The sequence below is a fragment of the Thermobacillus sp. ZCTH02-B1 genome, assembly GCF_002159085.1.
Classification (GTDB): Bacteria; Bacillota; Bacilli; order Paenibacillales; family Paenibacillaceae; genus Thermobacillus.
Genome location: NZ_LZRU01000021.1, coordinates 23,296 through 49,808 on the forward strand (window position 1 = coordinate 23,296; position 26,513 = coordinate 49,808).

Annotated in this window: 18 protein-coding genes and 4 tRNA genes; 18 read left to right on the forward strand and 4 right to left on the reverse strand. The window is 65.5% G+C overall.

Features of this window, described 5'->3' with window-relative positions:
• Window positions 1-71: 71 nt before the first annotated feature.
• The 7 genes from A9Z00_RS09765 to melA all read left to right on the forward strand — a co-directional run bounded on the left by A9Z00_RS09765 (window position 72) and on the right by melA (window position 9,157).
• Complete coding sequence (locus A9Z00_RS09765; RefSeq protein ID WP_296976492.1) at window positions 72-2,261, forward strand: alpha-galactosidase; 2,190 nt, start codon at window positions 72-74, stop codon at window positions 2,259-2,261.
• 88 nt (window positions 2,262-2,349) lie between these two features.
• Window positions 2,350-3,264 carry a hypothetical protein gene (locus tag A9Z00_RS09770; RefSeq protein ID WP_296976494.1) on the forward strand — a complete coding sequence of 305 codons (915 nt, stop codon included), beginning with the start codon at window positions 2,350-2,352 and terminating at the stop codon, window positions 3,262-3,264.
• 94 nt (window positions 3,265-3,358) lie between these two features.
• Window positions 3,359-4,447 carry a Gfo/Idh/MocA family protein gene (locus tag A9Z00_RS09775; protein WP_296976496.1) on the forward strand — a complete coding sequence of 363 codons (1,089 nt, stop codon included), beginning with the start codon at window positions 3,359-3,361 and terminating at the stop codon, window positions 4,445-4,447.
• A gap of 572 nt (window positions 4,448-5,019) precedes the next feature.
• On the forward strand, window positions 5,020-5,784 hold the full coding sequence (hisA, locus tag A9Z00_RS09785) for a phosphoribosylformimino-5-aminoimidazole carboxamide ribotide isomerase (RefSeq protein ID WP_296976500.1): 765 nt from the start codon (window positions 5,020-5,022) through the stop codon (window positions 5,782-5,784).
• Between the two features lie 147 nt (window positions 5,785-5,931).
• A complete protein-coding gene (locus A9Z00_RS09790) occupies window positions 5,932-6,600 on the forward strand; it encodes an SGNH/GDSL hydrolase family protein (RefSeq protein ID WP_296976503.1) in 669 nt (222 codons plus the stop codon).
• Window positions 6,601-6,661: 61 nt separating this feature from the next.
• Entirely contained in the window at window positions 6,662-7,588 is a 927-nt protein-coding gene (locus A9Z00_RS09795) for an AraC family transcriptional regulator (RefSeq protein WP_296976506.1), read from the forward strand.
• Window positions 7,589-7,645: 57 nt separating this feature from the next.
• Window positions 7,646-9,157 carry an alpha-glucosidase/alpha-galactosidase gene (melA, locus tag A9Z00_RS09800; RefSeq protein WP_296976513.1) on the forward strand — a complete coding sequence of 504 codons (1,512 nt, stop codon included), beginning with the start codon at window positions 7,646-7,648 and terminating at the stop codon, window positions 9,155-9,157.
• 25 nt (window positions 9,158-9,182) lie between these two features.
• Here melA and A9Z00_RS09805 read toward each other — a convergent pair whose 3' ends face one another.
• Window positions 9,183-10,067 (reverse strand): helix-turn-helix transcriptional regulator, encoded by an 885-nt coding sequence (locus tag A9Z00_RS09805; RefSeq protein WP_296976515.1) that lies wholly within the window; start codon window positions 10,065-10,067, stop codon window positions 9,183-9,185.
• Window positions 10,068-10,196: 129 nt separating this feature from the next.
• Here A9Z00_RS09805 and yicI point away from each other — a divergent pair, with 129 nt between their 5' ends.
• The 5 genes from yicI (at window position 10,197) to A9Z00_RS09830 (ending at window position 13,476) form a co-directional block, all read left to right on the forward strand.
• The gene (gene yicI / locus A9Z00_RS09810) at window positions 10,197-12,512 is read left to right on the forward strand and encodes an alpha-xylosidase (RefSeq protein WP_296976518.1); all 2,316 of its coding nucleotides are present in this window, start codon (window positions 10,197-10,199) and stop codon (window positions 12,510-12,512) included.
• 232 nt (window positions 12,513-12,744) lie between these two features.
• A tRNA-Met gene (locus A9Z00_RS09815) sits at window positions 12,745-12,821 on the forward strand.
• Between the two features lie 27 nt (window positions 12,822-12,848).
• Window positions 12,849-12,935: transfer RNA gene (locus tag A9Z00_RS09820), tRNA-Leu, on the forward strand.
• 374 nt (window positions 12,936-13,309) lie between these two features.
• Window positions 13,310-13,386 (forward strand) — tRNA-Arg (locus tag A9Z00_RS09825).
• A 13-nt stretch (window positions 13,387-13,399) separates the two neighbouring features.
• Window positions 13,400-13,476 (forward strand) — tRNA-Pro (locus tag A9Z00_RS09830).
• Window positions 13,477-13,594: 118 nt separating this feature from the next.
• Here A9Z00_RS09830 and A9Z00_RS09835 read toward each other — a convergent pair.
• The gene (locus tag A9Z00_RS09835; RefSeq protein WP_296976520.1) at window positions 13,595-14,203 is read right to left on the reverse strand and encodes a TetR/AcrR family transcriptional regulator; all 609 of its coding nucleotides are present in this window, start codon (window positions 14,201-14,203) and stop codon (window positions 13,595-13,597) included.
• A 124-nt stretch (window positions 14,204-14,327) separates the two neighbouring features.
• On the opposite strand from A9Z00_RS09835, the gene A9Z00_RS09840 reads away from it, so the two are divergent.
• Window positions 14,328-14,879: a hypothetical protein gene (locus A9Z00_RS09840; protein ID WP_296976523.1), complete on the forward strand. Its 552-nt coding sequence runs from the start codon at window positions 14,328-14,330 to the stop codon at window positions 14,877-14,879.
• A 121-nt stretch (window positions 14,880-15,000) separates the two neighbouring features.
• On the opposite strand, the gene A9Z00_RS09845 is transcribed toward A9Z00_RS09840, so the two are convergent.
• Both A9Z00_RS09845 and A9Z00_RS09850 read right to left on the reverse strand, forming a co-directional pair.
• Window positions 15,001-17,925, reverse strand: coding sequence for a glycoside hydrolase family 3 protein (locus tag A9Z00_RS09845; RefSeq protein ID WP_296976527.1), 2,925 nt, complete (start codon window positions 17,923-17,925; stop codon window positions 15,001-15,003).
• A 163-nt stretch (window positions 17,926-18,088) separates the two neighbouring features.
• Complete coding sequence (locus A9Z00_RS09850; protein ID WP_296976529.1) at window positions 18,089-18,922, reverse strand: AraC family transcriptional regulator; 834 nt, start codon at window positions 18,920-18,922, stop codon at window positions 18,089-18,091.
• A gap of 126 nt (window positions 18,923-19,048) precedes the next feature.
• Here A9Z00_RS09850 and A9Z00_RS09855 point away from each other — a divergent pair, with 126 nt between their 5' ends.
• The 5 genes from A9Z00_RS09855 (at window position 19,049) to A9Z00_RS09875 (ending at window position 26,479) form a co-directional block, all read left to right on the forward strand.
• Window positions 19,049-21,082 carry a beta-galactosidase gene (locus A9Z00_RS09855; RefSeq protein WP_296976532.1) on the forward strand — a complete coding sequence of 678 codons (2,034 nt, stop codon included), beginning with the start codon at window positions 19,049-19,051 and terminating at the stop codon, window positions 21,080-21,082.
• 71 nt (window positions 21,083-21,153) lie between these two features.
• The gene (locus tag A9Z00_RS09860) at window positions 21,154-22,968 is read left to right on the forward strand and encodes a sensor histidine kinase (RefSeq protein ID WP_296976534.1); all 1,815 of its coding nucleotides are present in this window, start codon (window positions 21,154-21,156) and stop codon (window positions 22,966-22,968) included.
• Window positions 22,943-24,466 carry a response regulator transcription factor gene (locus A9Z00_RS09865; protein WP_296976536.1) on the forward strand — a complete coding sequence of 508 codons (1,524 nt, stop codon included), beginning with the start codon at window positions 22,943-22,945 and terminating at the stop codon, window positions 24,464-24,466. The genes A9Z00_RS09860 and A9Z00_RS09865 overlap by 26 nt, the downstream gene beginning before the upstream one ends.
• A gap of 171 nt (window positions 24,467-24,637) precedes the next feature.
• Window positions 24,638-25,567, forward strand: coding sequence for an ABC transporter permease (locus tag A9Z00_RS09870; protein ID WP_483316292.1), 930 nt, complete (start codon window positions 24,638-24,640; stop codon window positions 25,565-25,567).
• 12 nt (window positions 25,568-25,579) lie between these two features.
• Complete coding sequence (locus A9Z00_RS09875) at window positions 25,580-26,479, forward strand: carbohydrate ABC transporter permease (protein ID WP_296976542.1); 900 nt, start codon at window positions 25,580-25,582, stop codon at window positions 26,477-26,479.
• Window positions 26,480-26,513: the final 34 nt, after the last annotated feature.

A 26,513-nucleotide genomic window follows, 5' to 3' on the forward strand; every position in this document is an offset into this window, starting at 1 on the left:
TCCGGCCGGACATGCCATAATGGTGGCAGGGCAATGCCCGGCAAAAGCCGCACATGGAGGAGGGTGCAACCATGGCCGTACATTATGACGCATCCCGCCGCCTGTTCCATCTGCAGACGAATGACACGAGCTATGCGATGTGCATCGTTCAGGGCGGCTATCTGGCCCATCTGTACTGGGGAGCGCGCGTGAGGGGGCTCGGGCCGGACAGGTTCTTCGCATTTCAGCCGCTGGTGTCCTTCAGCCCGGCGACGGTCCCCGAGGTGCCGGGACTGTCGCTCGACGTGCTGCCGCAGGAATATCCGGGCTACGGCACGTCGGATTTCCGGCATCCGGCGTACCAGGTGAGATTCGCCGACGGCTCGACCGCTTCGGAACTCGTGTACGCAGGCCATCGGATCGTGCCCGGCAAACCGAAGCTGCCCGGTCTCCCCGCCACCTATGTCGAATCGGACGACGAGGCCGAGACGCTCGAGATCACGATGAGGGACCCGGCGCGGGACCTCGAGATCGTGCTCTCCTATACGGTCTTCGAAAAATGGAACGCGATCGCCCGGTCCGCCCGCATCGTCAACACCGGGAAACAGCCGATCGAGGTGCTGCGGGCGCTCAGCATGAGCGTCGACTTTCCGCACGACCGGTACGATCTGCTGCAGCTCTCCGGCGCCTGGGCGCGCGAGCGCTACGTGCACCGGCGGCCGCTCGTGCCGGGGATGCAGGCGGTGGAGAGCCGGCGCGGCGCGAGCAGCCACGTGCAGAATCCGTTCGTCGCGCTGCTCGCGAAGGACGCGGACGAGGACCGCGGCGACGTCTACGGCGTCAGCCTCGTGTACAGCGGCAACTTCACGGCCGGCGTCGAAGTGGACCAGTTCCACTCGCCGCGGCTGTTCATCGGCATCAATCCGTTCGATTTCGGCTGGCGCCTGGAGCCCGGCGAATCGTTCCAGACGCCGGAGGCGGTGCTCGTCTACTCGTCCGAAGGGCTCGGCGGCATGTCGCGCAAGTACCACGACCTGTACCGTTCGCGCCTGTGCCGGGGCGTCCACCGCGACCGGGAGCGCCCGGTCCTCATGAACAACTGGGAGGCGACGTATTTCAACTTCAACGCGGAGAAGATCGAGGCGATCGCGCGGACGGCGGCCGAGCTCGGCATCGAGCTGTTCGTGCTCGACGACGGCTGGTTCGGCCGGCGCGACAGCGACAACTCGTCGCTCGGCGACTGGGTCGTCGACCGGCGGAAGCTGCCGGACGGCCTCGATGCGCTCGCGCGGCGCATCAATGGGCTCGGCCTCAAGTTCGGCCTCTGGTTCGAGCCGGAGATGGTGTCGCCGGACAGCGAGCTGTATCGCCGGCATCCGGACTGGTGCCTGCACATCGAAGGGAGGCGGCGCACCGAGGCCCGGCAGCAGCTCGTGCTGGACCTGTCGCGCGAGGACGTGCAGGATTACATCGTGAAGGCCGTCTCGGACGTGCTCTCGAGCGCGCCGATCGCCTACGTGAAATGGGACATGAACCGGAACATGACGGAGATCGGCTCCGCGCTTCTTCCGCCGGAGCGCCAGCGCGAGACGGCGCACCGGTACATGCTCGGCCTGTACCGCGTGCTGGAGCGGATTACGACGGCGTTCCCGCACGTGCTGTTCGAGAGCTGCTCGGGCGGCGGGGGCCGTTTTGATCCGGGGATGCTCTACTACATGCCGCAGACCTGGACGAGCGACAACACGGACGCGATCTCGCGGCTCAAGATCCAGTACGGCACGAGCATCGTCTATCCGGTCAGCGCGATGGGCGCGCACGTGTCCGCGGTGCCGAACCATCAGGTCGGCCGGGTGACGCCGCTCGAGACGCGCGGCCACGTCGCCCTGTCCGGCAATTTCGGCTACGAGCTCGATCTGACGAAGTTCACCGACGCGGAAAAGGAGATCGTCAAGGCGCAGGTCGGGCTGTACAAGGAAATCCGCCGCCTCGTCCAGTTCGGCGATTTCTACCGGCTCCTGAGCCCGTTCGAGGGCAACGCGGCGGCCTGGATGTTCGTCTCGAAGGACAAGCGGGAAGCGTTCGTCGTCTACGTGGAGATGCTCAAGCAGCCGTACGCGCCGAAGGACCGTTTCCGGTTGAAGGGGCTCGATCCGGATCTCGATTACGAACTGGACGGGGACGGCATCGTGTACGGCGGCGACGAGCTCATGAACATCGGACTGCCGGTGCCGCAGTTCCGCGGTGATTTCGGGAGCCGTGCCTACCGGCTGCGGGCGAGGTGACGGGCCGCGCGCGGAAAATTTGCGCATGCCGGTTCTTGCCTGCAACAAATTCGGGCACACTTTCGTTCGAAGGAACGGAGGTGTTTCCATGAGAAGAAGAAGCGTCAACCCGCGAATCGCATTGCTGGCCCTGATGCTCGCATCGGCGGCCGCCCTGGCCGCGTGCGCGGACGACGGAGGAAAAGCGGCGGACGGCGGACGGCAGGATGAGACGGCGCGGAATGAAGCTCCCGCGCAGGACGACAGCCGGCCGGAGGACGGCGGGACGGACGAGGGCGCTCAGCCGGTGACGAAGGAAGGCTACGGCGTCTTTGTCGGCTGGATCGATGCGCATTCCGTCGAGATCGAGGTCGGCGGCACGCCGATCGCGTTCCGGATCGGAGAAGGCGCGTCGGCGGCGCTGGAAGGCATCGATTCGAACGATCCCGTCCGATTCAGATATACGGAAGAACCGGTGGAAGGCGACGACACGCTGAAACTGCTGACGATCACCGAGATCGCGCGCGCGGAAGGAGCGGAAGCCGGCGCCGGGGATCTCCCGGAGACGAAGGAGCTCGAGGTCGAGCTGGAGGGGACGAAGGAGACGCGGACGGCGTCCAAGGCGGTCGGCTCCGGTTACGCGATCTACGTTTTCCCGCAGTTTGCCTTCGATCCGGAGACGAACCGGATGAGCATGAACGTCGATCCGGAATACTACGTCGAGATCGCAAGGCTGCCGGCCGGATGGAATCCGGATGAAGTCCGGGCCGAAGGCGAGGCGTGGGTGAAGGAAGGCACGGGGACGGTCGAGGAATGGACGGACGACCGGATCTACGAACCGATGCGGGGCGCGTCCCTGTATCTGCACGGGCAGAAGACCGGCCTGACCCGGACGTTCGTCGTGAAGACGATCGACGGCGCGGACTACGCGCTGAAGTTCAACCAGCCGCAGCGCGAAGCTTCGGAAGGGTTTCTGCCGCTGGCCTTCGCGTCGGTGAATTCCATCGTGACCATCGGTGAATGATTCGGCGGATGCGAACCGGAACGCCGTTTCGCCCCGCGGGGGCGGAGCGGCTTTTCCTGTTCACGCGTCCGCGGACCTGGAGGAGAAGCATCGCATGAAGACGATCAAAGTCGGCATCATCGGAAGCGGCGGCATCGCGCGGTTCCATGCGGAGGCGTACAAGCGGCTTCCGTACGTCGAAGTGGCGGCGGTGGCGGATATCGTGCCGGGCCGTGCGAAGCAGTTTGCCGAGGCGCTGGGCCTTGAACAGGCGGCGGCGTTCGATTCCCACGAGGAGCTGCTCCGGCTTCCGCTCGACGCGGTCAGCATCTGCACGCCGAACGCGGCCCACCACCGGCCTACGGTCGATGCGCTGCGCGCGGGCAAGCACGTGCTGCTCGAAAAGCCGATGTCGGTGACGCTGGAGGAAGCGTTGGACATGGTGGCGGCGCGCAGGGCGGCGGGCACGATCCTCTCGATCGGGTTCCAGCCGCGGTACGATCCGAACATGAAGCTTGTGACGGAGATCGTCCGGTCCGGGCGGCTCGGCGACCTTTATTACGTCGAGGTTGCCGGCGGGCGGCGGAGGGGCATGCCGGGCGGCACGTTCATCCGCCGTAAGCTGGCAGGCGCCGGCGTGCTGGCCGATCTCGGCTGCTATTCGCTCGACCTGGCGCTGAACGCGCTCGGCCATCCGCGACCGGTGACGGTGTCGGCCTACGCGTCGAACCGGTTCGGGCGGAATCCGAAATATCATCCCGAAGCGGACCGGTTCGAAGTGGAAGACTTCGGCGTCGCGATGATCCGGTTCGAGAACGATCTCGTGATGCAGCTCAAAATCTCGTGGGCGATGCACATGGACACGCTCGGCCCGACGCTGTTCCTCGGCACGGAGGCGGGGCTCAAGGTGACGCCGTACGGCACGGGCCCCTGGTCGGGCGCCTGGGACGGCCGGATCGGCGGGATCACGCTGTACCACGACGAGTTCGGCCGGCACACGCAGACGGAAATTCCGCTCATCGAGCACGATCTGAACCTGTTCTTCGAGAAGGTGAGGGATTTCGCCGAAGCGGTGCGGGACGGCGGGCCGGCGCCGATTCCGGGCGAGCAGATCCTGATCCAGCAGGCGATCATCGATGCGATCCTCCGCTCGGCGGAGGCGAAGCGGGAAGTGGAGATCGACGGGCGGATCTGGAACGTCTGAACGGCTGCATTCGGTGCATCGGGCCGGGATTGGTAATGGTCGGGCCCGTCCACGGCTCCGCACCCGGCATCGCCGGCAAGGGCATCGCCAATCCGACCGGACGGATTTGGACAGCGGGGGAGAAGCCGGACTTCATCGTCCATGAAGACATGGGCATCCTCGCGGGCAAAGTCGGCGCCGCCGGGATGCGCGGGTCAGGCCGGGCGTCCGTGACGGAGCCGGGCCGTCGCCGCAGTTTGTCGAAAACGGCGGGCTCCGGTGTCGGAAGGGACGCGGAAGCGCCTTCGTTCGCAATTTTTTTACCCTGAAGAACCGGAAAACGGATGCGAACCGTCGATTCGTGCGCTCGCCCGGGAAATAATCCGCGGGAAATACGGGCGGATTCGAGACGCCGGCACGGGCGGAGGGAGCGAAATCCGGGCGGAACGCCGGCCGTCCCGGCCCGCATCGCGCCGGACGATGGACAAACCGCGGCCGGATGCGTTAACCTTGTACTGGCAATACGATACTGGCAATACGATCACGCCGGTGCGCGCTTGACGCGGCCGGCGACGGAAAGGCTGACGCAACCCATGAAATTCAGGCCCTGCATCGACCTGCATCAGGGGAAGGTCAAGCAGATCGTCGGCGAGACGCTCACGGACAGCGGCCGCGGCCTCGTCGAGCACTTCGTCTCCGACCGCAGCCCGGCCTGGTACGCGGAGCTGTTCCGCAGGGACGGCCTGACCGGCGGACACGTCATCATGCTCGGCCCCGGCAACGAGCAAGCCGCGGCGGAGGCGCTGGCCGCCTGGCCGGGCGGATTCCAGATCGGCGGCGGCATCACGGCGGACAACGCGGCCGAATGGCTCGAGCGCGGCGCATCGCACGTCATCGTCACGTCGTACCTGTTTCGGAACGGCCGGCTGCAGGAGGACAACCTCGAGCGGATCGTGCGCGCGGTCGGCCGGGAGCGGCTCGTGATCGACCTGAGCTGCAAGCGCAGGGACGGCCGCTGGTACGTCGTCACCGACCGCTGGACCGTGTTCAGCGACTTCGAGGTGAACGAAGCGAACATCCGCGCGCTCGAACGGCATTGCGCGGAATTTCTCGTGCACGCCGTCGACGTGGAGGGGAAGCGGGCGGGCATCCTCGCCGACCTCGCGGAGCGGCTCGCCGAATGGACGACGATTCCGACGACGTACGCGGGCGGGGCGCGCTCGCTCGAGGACCTGCGGCTGTTCCGGCGGGTGACGCAAGGCCGGCTCGACATCACGGTCGGCAGCGCGCTCGATCTGTTCGGCGGCGATTTGAAATACCGCGACGTCGTCGCGTTCTGCCGCGGCGAGATCGAATAGCCGGGGTGCTGCCGTTACTTGGGCAACCGCAGCTCGACCGGGCCGCGGTCAACCGCCGCGGGGCCGGCCGGGAAGCGCCGCCCGGGGCGACCACCGCATCCGGGGCGGGTAAGACCGATACCATGGGACAAGACGGGTGATCGCATCATGAAGCTGAAGCAGGGGCAGAAACTGCTCTTCATCGGCGACTCGATCACGGACTGCGACCGCGCGAAGCCGGACGGCGAGGGGCTGTTCGACGCGACCGGCCGCGGCTACGTGACGATCGTCAACGCGCTGCTCACGTCCGTCTATCCGGAGCTCGGCATCCGCATCGTCAACAAGGGGATCAGCGGCAACACGGTGCGCGACCTCAAGGCGCGTTGGGAGACGGACGTCATCGAGGAGAAGCCCGACTGGGTCGCGATCATGATCGGCATCAACGACGTGTGGCGCCAGTTCGACCTGCCGTTCATGCCGGAACGGCACGTCCGCCTCGATGAATACGAGGCGACGCTGCGCGAACTGGTGCGGCGGACGAAGCCGCTCGTCGAGGGCATCGTGCTGATGACGCCGTTCTATATCGAGCCGAACGGGGCGGACGCGATGCGCGCGATGATGGACCGCTACGGCGCCGCCGTAAAGCGGATCGCCGCGGAAGAGGGGACGCTCTTCGTCGACACGCAGGCGGCGTTCAACCGGGTGCTGGAGACGCTGTATCCCGCCGCGCTGGCCTGGGACCGCGTCCATCCGACGCAGGCCGGCCACATGATCCTCGCGCGGGCGTTCCTGAACGCCGTCGGCTTCGACTGGTCGAGGATGGAACGGCTGCCCTGAAGCGGCGGACGACGCTGCGATCCGAAAGCGCGCATCGGCGGTACGGGAGCGTGCATCCGTCATGGGTCTGTTTCCGGAGCGGCTGACGGCCGGACGATGCCAGCCGGTCGCCACCGCTTATTATTTCAAGGAATGGCGCGCCTACGAGATGGCCGACCACACGCATCCTTCGCTGGAGATCATGTACGTGATCAGCGGGCGGTGCCGGGTCGAGATCGGTCCTGGTACCGGGCCTCGGCACGCGTACGAGCTCAAGAAGGGCGAGTTCATCTTCCTCGATGCCGCCGTTCCGCACCGGCTGGTCGTGCCGGAGACATGCCGGATGCTGAACGTGGAATTCCGTTTTGCCGAGGGCGGGGGAGGTTCGCCTTCGATCGGCGAGCTGGCGGCGGAAGACCCGGCGCTGGCCGCGCTGTTCGCCTGTCCGCGCGACCATCTCGTGCTGCGTGAACCGCATGACGTCTATCACGCGCTCAAGGCGCTCGTGCTCGAGCTGGACAACCCGGAACGCCGCGAGCCGATGATCCGGATCCTGTTCGCGGAGCTCCTGCTTCGCATCGCGGCTCTGTACCGGGAGTCGGCGGATGCGGTCGCATCCGGCGCGGAACGCTACGTGCGGCAGGCCGCCGCGTTCATGCGCGAGCATTACGACCGTCCGCTGCGCGTCGCGGACATTGCGGCGAGCGTGAACCTTCATCCGGTCTATCTGCAGCGGATTTTCAAGCGGTCGACCGGACGTTCCGTCATGGCGTATCTGACGGCGTTCCGGATCGAGAAGGCGAAGATGCTGCTGCGCCAGACCGACATCCCGGCGGGCGACATCGCGGACTATGTCGGCATCGGCAGCCGGCAATACTTCCATGATCTGTTCAAAAAGCATACCGGCCTGACGCCCGCGGCTTACCGCCGATCGTTCGGAACGCACCGCCTTTCGCCCGAACAGGTTGCGATTCCGGACAATCGGGAGGCGAACTGGTTGCAATCGTGATAACGCTTTCGCTCCTTCCGCTGGTACAATGGGTGTCACGGAAGGAGGCGGGAGGACATGTCATTCAAAGTAACCTTCATCGGCGCGGGCAGCATCGGCTTCACGCGCAACCTGCTGCGCGACCTGCTGTCGGTGCCCGAATTCCGGGACATCCGCGTTGCGTTTACGGACATCAGCGAGCGCAATCTGGAGATGGTGCGGCAGCTCTGTCAGCGGGACATCGACGCGAACGGACTGCCGATCCGGATCGAGGCGACGACCGACCGGCGGGAGGCGCTGAAGGACGCGAAATATGTATTCTGCACGATCCGCGTCGGCGGGCTGGAAGCGTTCCGGACGGACATCGAGATTCCGCTCCGCTACGGCGTCGACCAGTGCGTCGGCGATACGCTGTGCGCGGGCGGCATCATGTACGGCCAGCGGGGCATTCCCGTCATGCTGGATATCTGCCGGGACATCCGCGAGGTGGCGGCGAAGGACGCGCTGCTGCTCAACTACGCGAACCCGATGGCGATGCTGACGTGGGCGTGCAACAAGTACGGCGGCGTCCGCACGATCGGCCTCTGCCACGGCGTGCAGCACGGGCACCGGCAGATCGCGGACGTCTTCGGATTGAAAAAAGAAGAGGTCGACATCGTCTGCGCCGGCATCAACCACCAGACCTGGTACATCCAAATCCGGCACAAGGGGCGGGATCTGACGGGCGAGCTTCTGGAGGCGTTCGAGCGCCATCCGGTCTACAGCCGGACGGAGAAGGTGCGGATCGACATGCTGCGCCGCTTCGGCTATTACAGCACGGAATCGAACGGCCACCTGAGCGAGTACGTGCCCTGGTACCGGAAGCGGCCCGAGGAGATTCCCGAGTGGATCGATCTCGGAAGCTGGATCAACGGCGAGACGGGCGGATATCTGCGCGTCTGCATCGAAGGACGGAACTGGTTCGAGACGGATTTTCCGAACTGGATGAAGGAGCCGCCGCTTGCATTCAAACCGGAGCACCGCAGCGAAGAGCACGGCTCGTACATCATCGAGAGCCTGGAGACGGGACGCCTGTACCGCGGGCATTTCAACGTCGTGAACAACGGCGTGATCTCCAACCTGCCGCATGACGCGGTCGTGGAAGTGCCGGGATACGTGGACGGCAACGGCATCAACATCCCGCACGTCGGCGATCTGCCGCTCGGACCGGCCGCCGTCTGCAACGCCAGCATCAGCGTGCAGCGGCTTGCCGTCGAAGCGGCGGTGCGCGGCGACGATCTGCTGCTGCGCCAGGCGTTCCTGATGGACCCGCTGGTCGGCGCGGTGTGCAATCCGAAGGAGATCTGGCAGATGGTCGACGAGATGCTCGTCGCGCAGGAAGCGTGGCTGCCGCAGTACCGGGAGGCGGTCGCGGCGGCGAAGGCGAGGCTTGAGACCGGCCGGACGGCGGGCACGCTCATCCCGCACCGCGACTATCAGGGCGCGGCGAGGCTCAAGGTCCGCACCGTCGAGGAGATGGCCCGGGACCGCGAGGCGGCGAAGCGGAACGCGGCCGCGGCGGACAAGGGACAGGACCGCGACCGGGCCTGATGCGGGAACCGGCGGGCCGCAAGGTTCAGCCGCCGGCCGCACCGCGCCGCCGGTATTCCGTCGGCGTGCAGCCGAACCGTTGCCGGAACACCGTGTTGAAGTAGCTCAGATTGCGGAACCCGACCTCCAGGGCGATGTCCGTGATCTTCCGGTCCGTGGAGCGAAGCAGGATCGCGGCCTGCCGGACGCGGTACAGGTTGATGTACTCGACCGGCGTCGCCGCCGTGATCCGTTTGAACAGGCGGCAGAAATACGCCTCGCTCATCGATACGGCCGAGGCGAGGTCGCCGAGCCGGATCGGCTCGGCATATCGGCGCTCGATGTATTCGAGCGCCGCTTTGATGCGCTCCGTCCGCTGCGCGGCGGCCGTCCGCCGGGGCTGATCCGCGCGGGCGGCGAGCCGGAGCAGCAGCGAGACGCACGTCTGGAGCATGCCGCGGACGGCGAGCTCGTAGCCGAACGGCCGCGTCCGGTCGAGTTCGAACAGCTGCCCGAGCAGATCGAGCAGGGCGGCGCTGTCCCCGTTCCTCCGGTCGAGGAGGACGGGGACTTCGTATTTGCCCTCGAGAAGCGGTCTGACGAACCGCTCGCGAATCTCGTCGGGGGAGCTGCCCGACAGCAGGTCCGCATGGAAGACGACGGCGGAGAACGAGACGCCTTCGCCGCCGAGCACCGAGCCGGAATGCAGCTCGCCGCTCGGGACGAAGACCGCTTCGCCGGCCGATACTTCGCAATTTTCCGTGCCCACGCGCAGGGAGGCCCGTCCCGCCGTCACCATGAAAAATTCCATCTCCTCGTGCCAGTGGAGATCCAGAAGCGGCTGATCCGGCGGGCAATGGTAATGGTACATGCTGACCGGAAACGCGGGACTGCCGTGCCGGCGGGCTTCCTTCAACAGCGCCTTGTCCATCGGGCAACCGTCCTCCTCGCGGACTTTCGCGGGAAATGATCAAAATTTTGATAAAAACGGACAAGAATCAGGGATGAATGCGTTATCGTGCGACAATATCATTATAGGCAGGACGGGAGGGATCGCAAAGTGAAGTTTACCGACGGTTACTGGATGCTGCGCAAGGGCGTCGAAATCCACTATCCGGTCGAAGTGCGCGACGCGGCGGTCCGCGACGGCACAGCGGTCATTTACAACGCGACGAAGTTCGTGAGGCACAAGGGCGACACATTGAACGCGCCGCTCATCACGTGCGAGATCAGCTCGCCGCTCAGGGACGTCATTCGCGTGAAATGGGTTCATCACGCCGGGGTCCGGGACCGGGGGCCGCATTTCGTCCTGCATGCCGATCCGGACCACCGGGCGGAGATCGAGCGCCGCCCGGACCACGTGCTCATCAGGAGCGGCCGTCTGACGGCGAAGGTCCGCATGCCCGCGTGGGGGCTCGAGTTCTTTTACGACGGACGCCGTCTCACCGGCACGGGCGCGAAGGGAGCGGGTTACGTCCGCGACAACGGAAAGCCGTACTTCCGCGAGATGCTCGACCTCGGCGTCGGCGAGTACATTTACGGGCTCGGCGAGCGGTTCACGCCGTTCATCAAGAACGGGCAGGTCGTCGACATCTGGAACGAGGACGGGGGCACGGCGAGCGAGCAGGCCTACAAGAACGTGCCGTTCTATCTCTCGAGCAACGGCTACGGCGTGTTCGTGAACCATCCGGAGCGCGTCTCGTTCGAGATCGCGTCCGAGGTCGTCTCGAAGGTCGGCTTCAGCGTCGAGGGCGAATCGCTCGAGTATTTCATCGTCGGCGGCGAGACGCTGAAGGACGTGCTCGACAACTACACGAGGCTGACCGGCCGGCCCGCGCTGCCGCCGGCGTGGTCGTTCGGGCTGTGGCTGACGACGTCGTTCACGACGGACTACGACGAGAAGACCGTGTCCTCCTTCATCGACGGCATGGCCGGGCGGAACCTTCCGCTGCACGTTTTCCATTTCGACTGCTTCTGGATGAAGGAATACCAGTGGTGCGACTTCGAGTGGGACCCCGACGTGTTCCCCGATCCGGAAGGGATGCTCCGGCGGCTGAAGGAGCGGGGCCTTCGCATCTGCGTCTGGATCAACCCGTACATCGCGCAGAAGTCGCCGCTGTTCCGGGAAGGGATGGAGAACGGTTACCTCGTCAGGCGGCCGAACGGCGACGTGTGGCAGTGGGACATGTGGCAGGCGGGCATGGGCCTCGTCGATTTCACGAACCCGGACGCGGTGCGCTGGTACCAGGGCAAGCTGCGCCGGCTGCTCGAAATGGGCGTCGACTGCTTCAAGACGGACTTCGGCGAACGGATCCCGACCGACGTCGTCTGGTTCGACGGCTCCGATCCGCAGAAGATGCACAATTATTATACTTACTTATATAATAAAGCGGTGTTCGAGCTGCTCGAGGAATGCCGCGGCAAGGGAGAGGCGGTGCTGTTCGCCCGCTCGGCGACGGCCGGCGGCCAGAGGTTCCCGGTCCACTGGGGCGGCGACTGCTCGGCGACCTACGACTCGATGGCCGAGACGCTGCGCGGCGGCCTGTCGCTGGGACTCAGCGGTTTCGGCTTCTGGAGCCATGACATCAGCGGCTTCGAGCGTACGGCGCCGCCCGACATCTACAAGCGGTGGGTCGCCTTCGGGCTGCTCTCTTCGCACAGCCGGCTGCACGGCAACGAGTCGTACCGCGTCCCGTGGCTGTTCGACGAGGAGGCGGTCGACGTGCTCCGCTTTTTCACCGGGCTGAAATGTTCGCTCATGCCGTATCTGTACGCCTGCGCGGTCGAGGCGGCGGAGCGCGGTCTGCCGGTGATGCGCGCGATGCTGCTCGAGTTCCCGGACGACCCGACCTGCCTGTACCTCGACCGGCAGTACATGCTCGGCGAACGGCTGCTCGTGGCGCCGATCTTCAGCGAGACGGGCGAAGTGCTCTACTACGTCCCGGAAGGGCGCTGGACGAACCTGATCACCGGCGAGACGATCATCGGCGGAAAATGGCGCCGCGAGAAGCACGACTACTTCTCCCTGCCGCTGCTCGTTCGCCCGAATTCGCTGATCGCATTCGGCGCGGACAACCGGCGGCCGGATTACGACTACGCGGACAACGTGACGTTCCATCTGTTCGAATTGGCGGACGGCGGCACGGCCCGGGCGGTCGTCCACGATCTTCGGGGACGTCCCGTGCTCCAGGCCGCGGCGTCCCGCAGCGGCGATACGATCGTGATGGAGGCGGAGGGCGCCGCGAAGCCGTGGCATGTGTTGCTGCGCGGCATCGCCGCCGCGGCGTCGGTGGAAGGCGCCGTCACGGAAGCGACGCCGCAAGGGCTCAAGGTAACGCCGCATCCGGGAACATCCCGCGTGACCGTTCGCATCTGATCGCGAATCTTGAGCTACGGATCCGCCGCCCGGACCGGGCGGCGGATTTTTCATTGGCCCGTCAACCCGGGGGGCCGCATGGTGGTCCCGCGACGGAGCATTGGCGTTTCCAGAAAATACTTGTTGCATTTCGCGGATTTCCTGTGATAGATTATAGAATGTCGCCCAAACGGGTGAAGGTGCATTCCGCACAATGGTTGGCTCTAAGTCCGCTGACGCCAGTATTCAACGACGCGGGGTGGAGCAGTCCGGTAGCTCGTCGGGCTCATAACCCGAAGGCCGCAGGTTCAAATCCTGCCCCCGCAACCATTTCGGCTGCATGATTGCCATCCGAACGCGGTCGTGGCGGAATTGGCAGACGCGCCAGATTCAGGTTCTGGTGGTAGCAATACCGTGGAGGTTCAAGTCCTCTCGACCGCACCATACCTGCGACAACGTCGGCCCTTCTCGTTCCGGGAAGGGTTTTTTGCTGCGCAAAAGCATCCCGTTTGCATAAACATCGGCGTCTTGTGCATGCCGCCCTCGCCGCATACGTGATCGCGAACCGGAAACAATACGGGAAAGGTACCGACCGCTTCGTGCCGGACGTCCTGCGATGACGTCCGTTGCCTCATCCATTCGTTCAGCCTGACGTTCTCCACGCCGGGGGACGGGATCGGAAATGCGCGGAAGGCGAACCGTTTCGGACCAACGCCCGATCTTCCGGAGTGATCGTGATCTCTTGACCGGAAGAGGAGAAATGCGTATAATCGTAAAGTGCCCCGGAACGTTCCGGGAGCAAATCCGTTTCGTGTCGCGTGCCCATAGCTCAGCTGGATAGAGCGTTTGACTACGAATCAAAAGGTCGGGAGTTCGAGTCTCTCTGGGCACGCCATTTTCTTTTGCGTCGGGACGTAGCTCAGCTTGGTAGAGCACCTGGTTTGGGACCAGGGGGTCGCATGTTCGAATCGTGTCGTCCCGACCATTGCCGCGAACAAGCGGGATGCCCCGCTTTCATACCCATGGCATTCGAAGCCCCGGTAACCCGGGGCTTGTTCTTTTTTGCCGGCCGGCCTGCGGGCCGCATTCCGGTCTCGGCGTCGTCAGGTCCGGGAAGGCCTGTCCGCCGACAGGCTCTCGAGATGGCGGGTGACGACCGCCCGGATCGTGTCATGATCGACGGCGTGCCGGCTCACGACGCCGTGCACGGCCAGACCGTCGATCAGCGCGTGCATGCGGCGCGCTTCCAGCTCCGGGTCCGCATTTGCGTCCAGCAGGCCGTGCCGCTTCATGGCGTCCAGCAGTCTGCGGAACAGATGGTACAGCTCATCATGCGTTTTCGCGGCCAGCGCGCCCAGCCCGGCGTTTGTGAGCATTTTGCCGAGATAGGCGAGCCAGATGATCGCTTCGGTCTGCCGCTCCTCGTCCAGCGGCAGCGTCTGCTCGATGATGGTCACGATGTCGCGGCGGATGTCTCCCGTAAGGCGCAGATTCCCGATCCGCTCCCGGACCCGCTCGATGACCCGGCCGAGCGCATAGGCCAGCAGTTCGTCCTGGCTGTTGAAATAATGGCGCAGCGAGCCGAGCGACACGCCGGCTTCCTTTGCGATGTTCCGGACGGACGCCGCCTCCAGTCCGTCGCGGCGGATGACGCGCCATGCCGCGTCCGCGAGCTCCCGGCGGCGCATCTCGTGGTCAACGATTTTGGGCATGGTGCCGTTGCGACCTCGTGCATTTGATTTTGTGATCCATCCGTGCTAAAATACGCGTTGACTTAATTTAATACAAGTGTATCACAAAAATCTGACGAAAGCCAAGGGAGGGGGGGGCGGCGGCGTGATCGCGGCGATGATCATTGCGTGCGAGATCGGTTTCTGGCTGTTCGTGCTCGCCGGTCTCGCCGCCCGATATCTGTTCGGAAGAAGGTTGCTCGGAGCCGTGCTGCTTGCCTGCACGATCCTGGTTGATTTCGCGCTGCTCGCGTTCACGGCGATCGACATCAAGCGGGGGGCGACGGCCGGATTTTTCCACGGCCTGGCGGCGGTCTATATCGGCGTATCCCTCGTGTTCGGGAAACAGATGATCCGGTGGGCGGACGGCAAGTTCGCCCACCGGTTCGCCGGCGGGCCCGCGCCCGCGCCGAAACCGAAGTACGGCGCGGAACACGCGCGCTATGAGCGGATCATGTGGTGCAAACATCTGCTTGCCTGGCTGATCGGCAGCGCCATTCTGGCCGGATTGGCGCTGTACATCGGCGATCTCGGGAGGAGCCGGGAGCTCTTGCTCATGATCCTGCGCTGGGCCGTCGTGCTGGGCATCGATTTTCTCATCAGCTTCAGTTACACGATCTGGCCGCGTCAGCCCCGCAAGGAGCATACGGCTTCCTGAGTTTGCAACGCGGGACGGTACGCGCCGGAAATCGGCGGCGGCGACGCGGCGTCGGCGCGCGGCGCGTCGGCGGAGCCGCGTGTGCGGGCATGCCGGCACGCGGCGGCCGGGAAGCCGGCCCTCAGCCGATCCGGAACCACGCGAGATGCGCGTCGCCCTTCACACGGAGCCACAGACTGCGCTGCCCTTCCGGCAGCGCCAGCGCGCCGCGGCACGTTCGCCAATCCCGGGGCGGGCCCGGGGGAACGGGGCAGCTTCCGGCGACGGGGCCGTCCGGGCCTTCGAGCCGGACTTTGACCTCGGCGCCGTCCGCGCTCCAGGCGCGCACTTCGATGAAGGTGACGCCGGCCGGCACGGCCGCGTCGTCAAAGCGAAGCCAGCCGCCGTCCGCAACGGCCGCGCTGTCGCCGCCTTCCCGGCATTCGTCGAGGGATGCGCCGGCGTAATCGTCGTAGTCGGCCGCGCGCGTCACCCGCCGCAGGTCGCGGGGCGGGACGACCTCGCCGTCCACCGCGAGGACGCCTTCGAGCCGGATGTCGGCCGACGACGCGCCGACCAGGATGCGGCAGACGCCGCGTTCGAGGCACCAGCGGGAGCGCGTCACATCCCAATGGCGCAGTTCGTCCGCGGACAGCTCGAGCTCGACCCGTTTCGATTCCCCCGGCCCGAGGCCGATGCGCGCAAATCCCGCGAGCTGCCGGAGCGGCCGCCGTACGCGCGAGCCCTCCAAGCGGACATAGAGCTGCGGCACTTCCTCGCCGTATCGGTCGGACGCGTTCGTCACCGTGAATGCGACCTTCACGCGTTCGCCCTCCGCGATCCGGTCCGCGCCCACTTCCAAATCGCCGTAGACGAACCGCGAATACGAGAGCCCGTGGCCGAACGGATAGAGCGGCTCGCCGTCGAAGTAGAGGTACGTCCGCTTGCCCCGGATGACGTCGTAATCCATGATATCCGGCAGTTGATCGGCGGACCGGTACCAGGTCATGGCGAGACGTCCCGCGGGATTGTAACGGCCGAACAGCGTGCCGGCGACCGCGCGGCCGATCTCCTGGCCCGCGTGCGCGAGATACAGGATGGCGGGCGCGTCTTCGGCCGTCCGGCCGAGGGCGTACGGATAGCCGGCGACGAGGACGACGGCCGTGTTCGGATTGGCGGCGAGCACTTCGCGGATCAGCCGCTGCTGGGGTTCCGGCAGCGCGATGTCCGGCCGGTCGGCCGTCTCCCGGCCGTTGATCAGCGGATGGTTGCCGACGAAGACGACCGCCGCATCCGCGCACGCCGCGGCCTCGGCCGCCTCGCGCAGGCCGTCCGCCGCCACCTCGACGATGAACCGCTCGCCTTGCGCGTCCGCCCCGTCGTCCCGCACTTCCGCCGCACCCGCGACATTGACGACGTTCGCCGTCTCCGGCGCATCGCCGGCGCCGGCGATCAGCAGGCCGTCCGGTCCGATCCGCACGGGCCGGCCGTTCCAGATCCGGAGCGCCGCAAGGCCGTCCGCCGACCGCTCCATCGCGAACAGTTCCTTCGTGAACCAACCCCAGACCTCGTCCGCCGAGGCGAGCACGCGCCGGTCGTCCGTCGTGACGTACTTGCCGGTGCGCACCGCCTTCAGCGTCACGCTGCCCCAGCCCCAGTCGGTCAGTTCGAACAGCTCCGCCTCTTCCGGACTTCCCGCGTCCGCGGCAAGCGGCGCATCTTCCCCGTCCGCAATCCGCACGTACAGGCCCGTTGCGGCCGACCTGAGCCGCACCCGGGAGGTGCCCCGGACATGGACGATCCGCGATCCGGCGGCCCCGACGGCGTCCGCCTCCGCCGGCCCGTGCGGCTTTGCGCGGCCCGACAGCTCCTCGGCGATGCCGGCGAGCGGCGTGACCGCGTAGGGAAGCGTGCCGCTGTACCAGTCGCGGTACACGACGTCCGCCAGCGGTCCGATCACCGCCATCCGGCGCACCCGCTCCGCGGAGAACGGCAGCAGGCCTTCGTTCTTCAGCAGCACGACGCTCTTCACCGCCGCCTCCAGCGACAGCGCCTCGTATTCCGGGCGCATCATGTGCGACTCGTCGATCGCGGCGTACGGATTCCGCTCGGCCGGATCGAATTCGCCGAGCCGGAAGCGGACGCGGAACGTGTTCGTAAGCGCGGTGTCCAGATCATGCTCCCGGAGCAGCCCTTCGGCCAGCGCGTCGCGGATCGCCTGATGCACGACCTTCGCGTCGTCCGTGATGCTGTCGATGCCGGCGCGGATTGACGCGGCGACCGCCGCCGGCAGCGAGTCCATGTAGCGGTGGTCGCGCACCGTGCCGGTCACGTCGAACGCGTCGCTCACGACGAAGCCGTTCATCCCCCATTCGCGCTTCACGACATCCGTGATCATCGGCAGCAGATTGGCGGGCACGCCGTTCACCGCGTTGTACGCCGTCATCATCGAGAGCGCGCCGCCTTCCCGGAACGCCGTCTCGAACACTTTCAGGTAATATTCCCGCAGGTTGCGCGGATCGATGCTGACCGACCGCTCGGCGCGGCCGGCCTCGTTGTTGTTGGCGAAGAAATGCTTCAGCGTCGCGACGGCCCGGAGATAGAACGGATGGTCGCCCTGGATGCCCCGGATCAGCGCGGAAGCGAGTTTCCCGGCCAGATGCGGGTCTTCGCCGTACGCCTCCTCGGTGCGTCCCCAGCGCGGGTCGCGCTCGAGATCAACCGTCGGGGCCCACAGCGTGAGGCCGTTCACCGCCGGATTGCGGCGATGCCAGACGCGCGCCTCCGTGCCGATGACGGTTCCCACGCGGTGCAGCAGGTCGACGTCCCACGTGCAGGCGAGCCCCTGCGGCTGCGGGAACGTCGTCGATTTTCCCAGCCAGGCGACGCCGTGCGCCGCTTCGGTGCCGTGCTTGTACGGCGCGATGCCGAGCCGGGGCACCCCGTCCTGGTACTGGGCCATCAGTCGGATCTTCTCGTCGGTCGTCAGCCTCGCGATCAGATCGTTCATCCGCGTCTCGAGCGGAAGATCGGGATCGAGGAACGGATACCGGGGTTTGTCGGTCATGATCGTACTCCTTTCGCGTCCGGGCTTCTCCGCCCGTCCTTGTATGCGCTCTCATGCATGATTACATGGCATTGTATCATCCCGCGTCCGCGGGGACTACCTCGACAATCCGCACAAAAATCCCTCCGGAATGCGTCGTCCTCCGCCCGGGTGCCATCCTCCCCTAGTGCAATCTCCTGAACTGTTCCGGCGTCATCCCGACGTGGCGGCGGAACGTGGCGATGAAATGGCTGGCGTCGCGGAAGCCCACGCGCTGCGCGACTTCCCGGACGGACAGCGGGGAAGAGCCGGTCAGCAGCTCCTTCGCCTTGCGCAGCCGGAGCTGGATGAAGTAGGCGTAGGGCGGCTGGCCGAACGCCTCGCGGAACAGCCCGGTCACCCGCCGGCCGGAGAGCCGGAGGACGTCCGCGATCTGCTCCACGCCGACGGTCGGATCGGAGATGCGGCTTTCCATCCATTCCACGGCCTTCCGCAACTTCTCCAGCCGGTCCGGATCGCTTTTTTTTCTCCCGGGCTGATTTGTGGCGTAGCGGGTCAGCGCGAGCAGAAAATGGTACGCGGCCGAAGAGGCCTCGATGCCGAACACGTCGCCGCCCGTCTCCAGCCGTTCCACCATTGCCGTGATCAGGCGGCCGACCTCGGCCTCCGGGGGCCAGCTGCAGAACATCGACCGGTGCACGCCGGCCGCCGCGAGGATGCTCTCCGCCGCGGCGCCGCCGAACGTCAGATACGCCGTCTCCCAGCCGCCCTCGTCCGCCTCGTAGGAATGCTTGACGCCCGGGAAAAGCAGGACGCCGGAGCCGGCCGGTAGCGTCCGGGTCCTGCCTTCCGCCGTGATCCGGCCGCTTCCGGACAACGTCTGCAGCCAGTGGTAATAGGGATAGCCGTCCGGCCGCACGATCCGTTCCTGCTCCGGATTGATCCCGACGCTCTCGACGGCGAGCGGCAGCCGCCGGAGCTGCTCGAACGGCATCACGATCCGCCGGTGCACCTTCATCCCGTTCCGCTCCTTATATTTCCGTTTTTTTATATTCTGCATCCATAATATTATATTTCTTGAGAGCATAACAGCGTTTACAATGATGATAAATCTTATATTTCAACCTCGGGAGGATTCCGCGCGGTGCTGAGCGACAAGCTTCCGAAAATCTGGTATGGCGGCGATTACAATCCGGAGCAGTGGGACGATCCGCGAATCTGGGACGAAGACATCCGCATGTTCAAGCTGGCGGGCATCGATGTGGCGACCCTGAACGTCTTCTCCTGGGCGATGATCCAGCCGGACGAGACGACGTACAACTTCGAGTTCCTCGACGCCACGATCAACCGGCTGTACGAGAACGGCATCCACACGTGCCTTGCGACCTCCACGGGCGCGCACCCCGCCTGGATGGCGAAGAAATATCCGGACATCCTGCGCGTGGATTATCACGGACGCAAGCGGAAATTCGGCGGCCGGCACAACTCGTGCCCGAACAGCCCGACCTACCGCAGGTTCGCGCCGCTTCTCGCGGAGAAGCTGGCCGAGCGGTACCGGGACCATCCGGCGATCGTCGCGTGGCACGTCTCGAACGAGTACGGCGGCTACTGCTACTGCGAGCGGTGCGAGGCGGCGTTCCGCGAATGGCTGAAGAAGCGCTACGGCACCCTCGAGAACCTGAACAAGGCGTGGAACACGCGCTTCTGGGGGCACACGTTCTACGACTGGGACGAGATCGTCGCGCCGAACGAGCTGAGCGAGGAATGGAACGGCAACCGCACGAACTTCCAGGGCATCTCGATCGACTACCGCCGCTTCCAGTCCGACAGTCTGCTTGAATGCTTCAAGCTCGAATATGACGCGATCAAAAAGCACACCCCGCACATCCCCGTCACGACGAACCTGATGGGCACCTATCCGGAACTCGACTACTTCAAATGGGCGAAGCATATGGACGTCGTCTCGTGGGACAACTATCCGGCGATCGACACGCCGGTCAGCTTCACGGCGATGACGCACGATCTGATGCGCGGGCTGAAGAGCGGCCAGCCGTTCATGCTGATGGAGCAGACGCCGAGCCAGCAGAACTGGCAGCCGTACAACTCGCTGAAGCGGCCGGGCGTCATGCGGCTCTGGAGCTGGCAGGCCGTCGCGCGCGGCGCCGACACCGTCATGTTCTTCCAGCTCCGGCGCTCCGTCGGAGCCTGCGAGAAGTTCCACGGCGCCGTCATCGAACACGTCGGCCACGAGCATACGCGCGTGTTCCGCGAGGTGGCGGAGCTCGGCCGGGAACTGAAGATGCTCGGCGACCGCATCCTCGACGCGCGCGTCGAGGCGAAGGTCGCGATTGTGTACGATTGGGAGAACCGGTGGGCGGTGAGCCTCTCGAGCGGGCCGTCGATCGCGCTGGATTATCTGAAGGAAGTGCACAACTATTACGACGCGCTTTACAGGCGGAACATCCAGGTCGACATGATCGGCGTGGACGAGCCCCTCGACCGGTACGACATCGTCATTGCGCCGGTGCTCTACATGGTGAAGACGGGTTACGCGGCGAAGCTCGAGGCGTTCGTCGCGCGCGGCGGCACGTTCGTCACGACGTTCTTCAGCGGCATCGTCGACGAGCGCGACATCGTGCGGACCGGTGGCTATCCGGGAGAACTGCGGCGCCTGCTCGGCATCTGGGCGGAGGAGATCGACGCGCTGCCGCCGGACCGGAAGAACCGGATCGTCATGACGAAGCCTTACGGCGAGCTGGAAGGCGAATACGAATGCAGCCTGCTCTACGACCTGATCCATCCCGAAGGCGCGGAGACGATCGCCGTCTACGGCGACGATTTCTATGCGGGCATGCCGGTCGTGACGGTGAACCGGTTCGGGGCCGGCCGGGCGTGGTACGTCGCGTCGAGTCCGGACGGGGAGTTCCTCGAACGGTTCCTCGGCACCCTGTGCGCGGAGAAGAAAATCCGGCCGCTCGTGAAGGCGGCGCCGGAGGGCGTCGAATGTTCGCGGCGGGTGAAGGACGGCCGCGGCTTCCTGTTCCTGCTGAATCACAATGCGGAAGCAAAGGAAGTCGAGCTGCATGAAGGCCGCTACACGGATCTCCTGACCGGCGAGGCGGCGGAGGGGCGGACGGTCGTGCCCGGCAGGGGCGTACGGCTGCTCGAAGAAGCGTGAGCGCGGCGTCCCGCGCCGGGAAGCGGGAGCGGGATGCATCCGCGCCACGAACGGATGGGGGTGAACGCCCCGTGTTTCAGGCCGCGCTTCAATTCGTGAACAACCTGCGGCTCAGGACGAAGCTTGCGCTGTCGTTCCTCGTCGTCGTGTTCGTCCCGGTGCTGGCGGTCGGATTGCTGCTCGCGGGCCAGCTCCGGAGCATGGCGCTCGACAACGCCGTCGAGCAGACGGTCGCCAACGTGGAGCGCGTCAAGCAGCGCACGATGGAAGTCATCAACGTGGCGAACGACATCGCCTATCGGCTCGCGAACGACGACCGGCTGGAGACGGTCGCGAACCGGAGGTACAACACGACCTGGGAGGTCGTGTCCGCCTACCGGTCCTATCCCGATTTCGGGCAGTACATCAACCTGTACAACGAGATCTCGAACATCCGGTTCTACATGGAAAACCCGACGATGCTGAACAACTGGGAGTTCATGCAGCCGGACGAGACGATCCGCCATTCCTGGTGGTACCGGTGGGCGCTGGACAGCTACAACGGCACCGTGGGCTGGTTCTACCTGGAGGACGAGCGGGACCGCAGGCATTACCTGAGCCTCGTGCGCAGGGTCTATTTTCCGAACGCAAAGACGAGCGGCGTGCTCGTCGTGAACGTCAACATGGACACGCTGGCGACGATCCTCGAACAGGAATCGTTCGAGACGATGATCGTGGACGACAGCGGCACGATCGTCTCGGCGAACCGGCCCGACCGGATCGGCCGGACGCTCGCCGACATCGAGTTCGCGCCGGAGCTCGCGGAAGCCCGGCAGGGCATGTTCGAGCAGGAGATGGGCGGCGAGGCGTACCGCATCCTGATCGAGCCGCTGGCGCCGAACGCGAGCGTCAGCGGCCTCCGGATCATCACGATCTTCGCGGTCGACGAGATCACGGCCGACGTCGACCGCATCCAGCTCACGGCGCTCGTCGTGATCATCGCCGCGCTCGCGCTCGGCATCATGCTGACCTACGCCTTCTCCGGCATGCTGACCCGGCGCATGAGCCGGCTCAGCAAGCACATCACGAAGGTGGCGACGGGGAACCTCACGACCGTCATGGAGATCGACGGCCAGGACGAGATCGGGCAGCTCGCCCGCCAGTTCAATTCGATGGTCGCGAGCATCCAGGAGCTCGTGCGGGAAGTCGAGGAATCGAACCGGCAGAAACACCGGCTCGAGATGAAGCAGAACGAGATCCGGCTCAAAATGCTGGCCAGCCAGATCAACCCGCACTTCCTGTTCAACGCGCTCGAGTCGATCCGGATGAAGGCGCACCTGAAGGGCGAGAAGGAGATCGCCCAGATCGTCCGGCTGCTCGGCAAGCTGATGCGCAGGAGCCTCGAGATCAGCCGGCGGCTCGCGCGGCTTGAGGACGAGATCGACATCGTGCGCTGCTATCTCGACATTCAGCGATTCCGCTACGAGGAGCGGCTGGACTACCGGATCGACGTCGAGCCGGGAACGGAGCACCTCCCCGTGCCGCCGCTCATCATCCAGCCGATCGTCGAGAACGCGGTCATCCACGGCATCGAGGGCAAGGAAGAGGGCGGAACCGTCACCGTCCGCATCGTCCGGGAAGGCGGCGCGGTCCGGGTGGACATCGCCGACGACGGCATCGGCATGGACGAAGAGCGGCTGGCCGCGCTCACCGCGTCGCTCGACGAGCGGGAGGAAGAGGAGCAGCGCCGGATCGGCCTGCGCAACGTCCATCAACGCCTGGTTCTGATGTACGGACGGTCCAGCGGACTGGAAATCGAGAGCAAGACCGGCGCCGGCACGCGCGTCACGTTCCGGCTGCCGGCCGGAGGTGAACGACTGCATGTACAAAGTGCTGGTGGTGGATGACGAGCCGACGATCCGCGAAGGCCTGCGGACGCTGGTCGACTGGGAGTCCTTCGGCTACCGGGTCGTCGACACGGCCGTGAACGGCCGGGACGCGCTGCAGAAATACGAGCTGCACCGCCCCGACCTGATGATCATCGACATCAAGATGCCGGGCATCGACGGCCTGGAGGCGATCGAGCGGCTGCGCACCCGCGACCGGCGGCTTCACATGCTCATCCTGAGCGGCTATGCGGAGTTCGATTACGCGCGCCGGGCGATGAAGCACCGGATCGACGGGTACATGCTGAAGCCGGTCGACGAGGACGAACTGATCGATTACCTGAAGCGGCTGAAGAAGACGCTGGACCGGGAGGCCGCGGAGCAGGAGCGCGCCGCCGGCTGGACGGCGGAGACGGTCGTCCGCGCGCTGCTCTCGGGCACGCCTCCGGCCGCGCTGGCCGGTCCGGCCGCCGCCGTCGGACTGGACGCTTCCTCCTGGGAAGCGGTGGTGATCCGGCTCCACGGCAGGGCCGGCGCAGACATCCTGCCCGAAGCGGAACGGCGGTTGGCCGGCCGACTCGCTTCGCCGGAACGGATCTGTTACTCGGCCGAAGGCGAACTCGGCCTGCTCGTCGCGGGCGGCCTTGCGGGTGAAGCGCAGCGGAGCGCGCTGCTCGGGGCGGTCCGGGAAGCGCTGGACGGCCTCGAAACCGGGTTCACCGCCGCTTCCGGCGGCGTCGCGGAGAGCTGGACGGACATTCCGTTGTCCCACGCGCGGGCGGCGGCGACGCTGCGCCGGTCCTTCTTCCTCGAGCCGGGGCGCATCCATCCGCCGGAGGACGGGCCGCGGGATGCGGAATCCGCGCCGGACTCCGAGCCTCCGGACCTCACCGATCTGGCGGACCGGCTCGCGATCGCGATCGACGTCGCGAGCGAAGACTCGATCGGCGAATGGATCGGCGAAGCGGGCGCGCGCCTGCTCGCTTCGGACGCCGGCGAGGAGGCGGTCAAGGCGGCCTGCGCCCGGCTCGTCTCCTCCGTCGCCGCCCGCCTCGAGGCGCAGCGGCCCGGTTCGGCGGACGGCCTGCTCCGGTCAGGCCTCGCCGAACTGTACGGAGCGTGCCGCTTCGCGCAGCTCATGGAGGGCATGAAGCGCCTGATGACCGATTTCGCCCGGCAATCGGGGCAGGGCGGGCCCGCCACGCAGGTGAAGAAGATGATCGACATCATCCAACGCCACTACGACCGGAACCTGAAGCTCGAGACGATCGCCGGGATGCTGGGCTACAGCAGCGCCTACCTCGGCAAGGTGTTCAAGCAGGCGACGGGCGAGAACTTCAACACCTACCTCGACAAGGTGCGGATCGAAGAGGCGAAGAAGCTGCTGGCGCAGGGCTTGAAGGTGTACGAGGTGGCGGAGCGGGTCGGCTACGCGAACGTCGATTATTTTCACGGGAAATTCCGCAAATACGTCGGGATGTCACCCGCCGCCTACCGGAAACGGGCGGGGGGAAGCTGACGGGGAACAGGCTGCCGCTGGCGCCGCAGGGCGCCGGGGCAGCCTGTCGGATTTTGAAGGGATTTTCGCTCCGATCTGTCGGGTATTGCGGTGTAAGCGATTCCGATAGAATGGGGGTGTCAAGACGGGAGGGGTCGCATGGAAGCGGCAACATGGACGGTCAAGAAAAACATGACGCGGAAGGAGCGGGCCGTGCGGTTCTTCCGCAACGCGGTCCGGAACCGGTGGCTGTACGCGATGTCGCTGCCGTTCGTCGCGTGGGTGTTCGTTTTCCACTACCTGCCCCTCTGGGGGTGGACGATGGCGTTCCAGCGCTACCGACCCGGCCGGCCGTTCTTCGAGCAGGAGTGGGTCGGACTCGAGCATTTCCGGGCGCTGTTCCAGGATGAGCTGTTCTACCAGGTGCTGCGCAACACGCTCGCGATGAGCGTGATGGGGCTCGTGGCGGGCTTCGTCGTGCCGATCTTCTTCGCGCTCATGCTGAACGAGATCCGCCTGATGTTCTACAAGCGCTTCGTGCAGACGGTGTCCTATCTGCCGCACTTCGTCTCGTGGGTCGTCGTCGCCGGCATCGTCACGAAGATGCTGTCGACGGACGGCGGCCCGGTGAACGAGCTGCTCGTCGGGCTCGGCATCCTCGACGAACCGTACCCGTTCATGGCGAAGGGCAAGCTGTTCTGGATCATCGTCACGCTCGCCGACGTCTGGAAGGAGACCGGCTGGAACGCGATCATCTATCTCGCGGCGATCTCGGGGATCGGCCCCGAGCTCTACGAGGCGGCGCGGGTCGACGGCGCGAACCGCATCCAGCAGATGTGGCACATCACGCTGCCGGGCATCCGGACGACGATCATCGTCCTGCTCATCATGTCGATCGGCCACCTGATCAGCATCGGGTTCGAGAAGCAGTTCCTGCTCGGCAACAACCTCGTGCGCGAATATTCGCAGGTGCTCGATCTGTACGCGCTGAACTACGGCCTCGGCATGGGACGGTTCTCGTTCGGGACGGCGATCAACATTTTCAACTCGGTCGTCAGCGTCATCCTGCTGTTCACGGCGAACGGCATATTCAAGCGCGTGACCAGGGAAAGCATCATGTAGGGAGGAGCGCGCATGGGAAACAGGCTTCTCAGGTCATCGACCGTCTCCGACCGGCTGTTCGACGCGTTCGTGTACGCCTACGCGGCGTTCGTCCTGGTCATCACGCTGTATCCGTTCCTGCATGTCGCGGCCATCTCGCTCAACGATTCGATCGATACCGTGCGGGGCGGCATCACGATCTATCCGCGGAAGTTCACGTTGAAGAATTATGAAATGATCTTTTCCTATCAGCATCTGGGGACGGGCTTCCGCAATTCGGCGCTCCGCACGCTGATCGGCACGGTGCTCGGCGTCATCAGCTCGTCGATGCTCGCCTACACGCTGAGCCGGAAGGACTTCCAGGGACGGCGGTTCGTCTCCGTCTTCCTGGCCCTGACGATGTACGTCTCGGGCGGCCTCATTCCGTTCTTCCTGCTGATCCGCGAGCTGAATCTGATCAACACGTTCGCCGTCTACATCCTGCCGGGCATCGTGAGCGCCTTCAACGTGTTCGTCGTCCGCTCGTTCATCGACGGACTGCCCTACGCGCTGCAGGAATCGGCGAAGATCGACGGCGCGAACGATTTCACGATCTACTGGCGCATCATCCTGCCACTCACGAAGCCGGCGCTCGCGACGATCGCGCTGTTCGTCGCGGTGGGGCACTGGAACTCGTGGTTCGATACGTACCTGTTCAACTCGCAGGCGGAGCATCTCACGACGCTGCAGTACGAGCTCATGAAAGTGCTGCAGAGCACGCAGTCGAGCGTCGACTACCGGGCTCGGAACATGAACGAGGTGATGGCGCACATTTCGCCGGAATCGGTCAAAATGGCGATCACGATGGTCGTCACGCTGCCGATCCTGTTCGTCTATCCGTTCCTGCAGCGCTACTTCGTGAAGGGCATGACGCTCGGCGCGGTCAAGAGCTGACCGCCCGGGCCTTCCGCCGGACAAACCGCCGAAC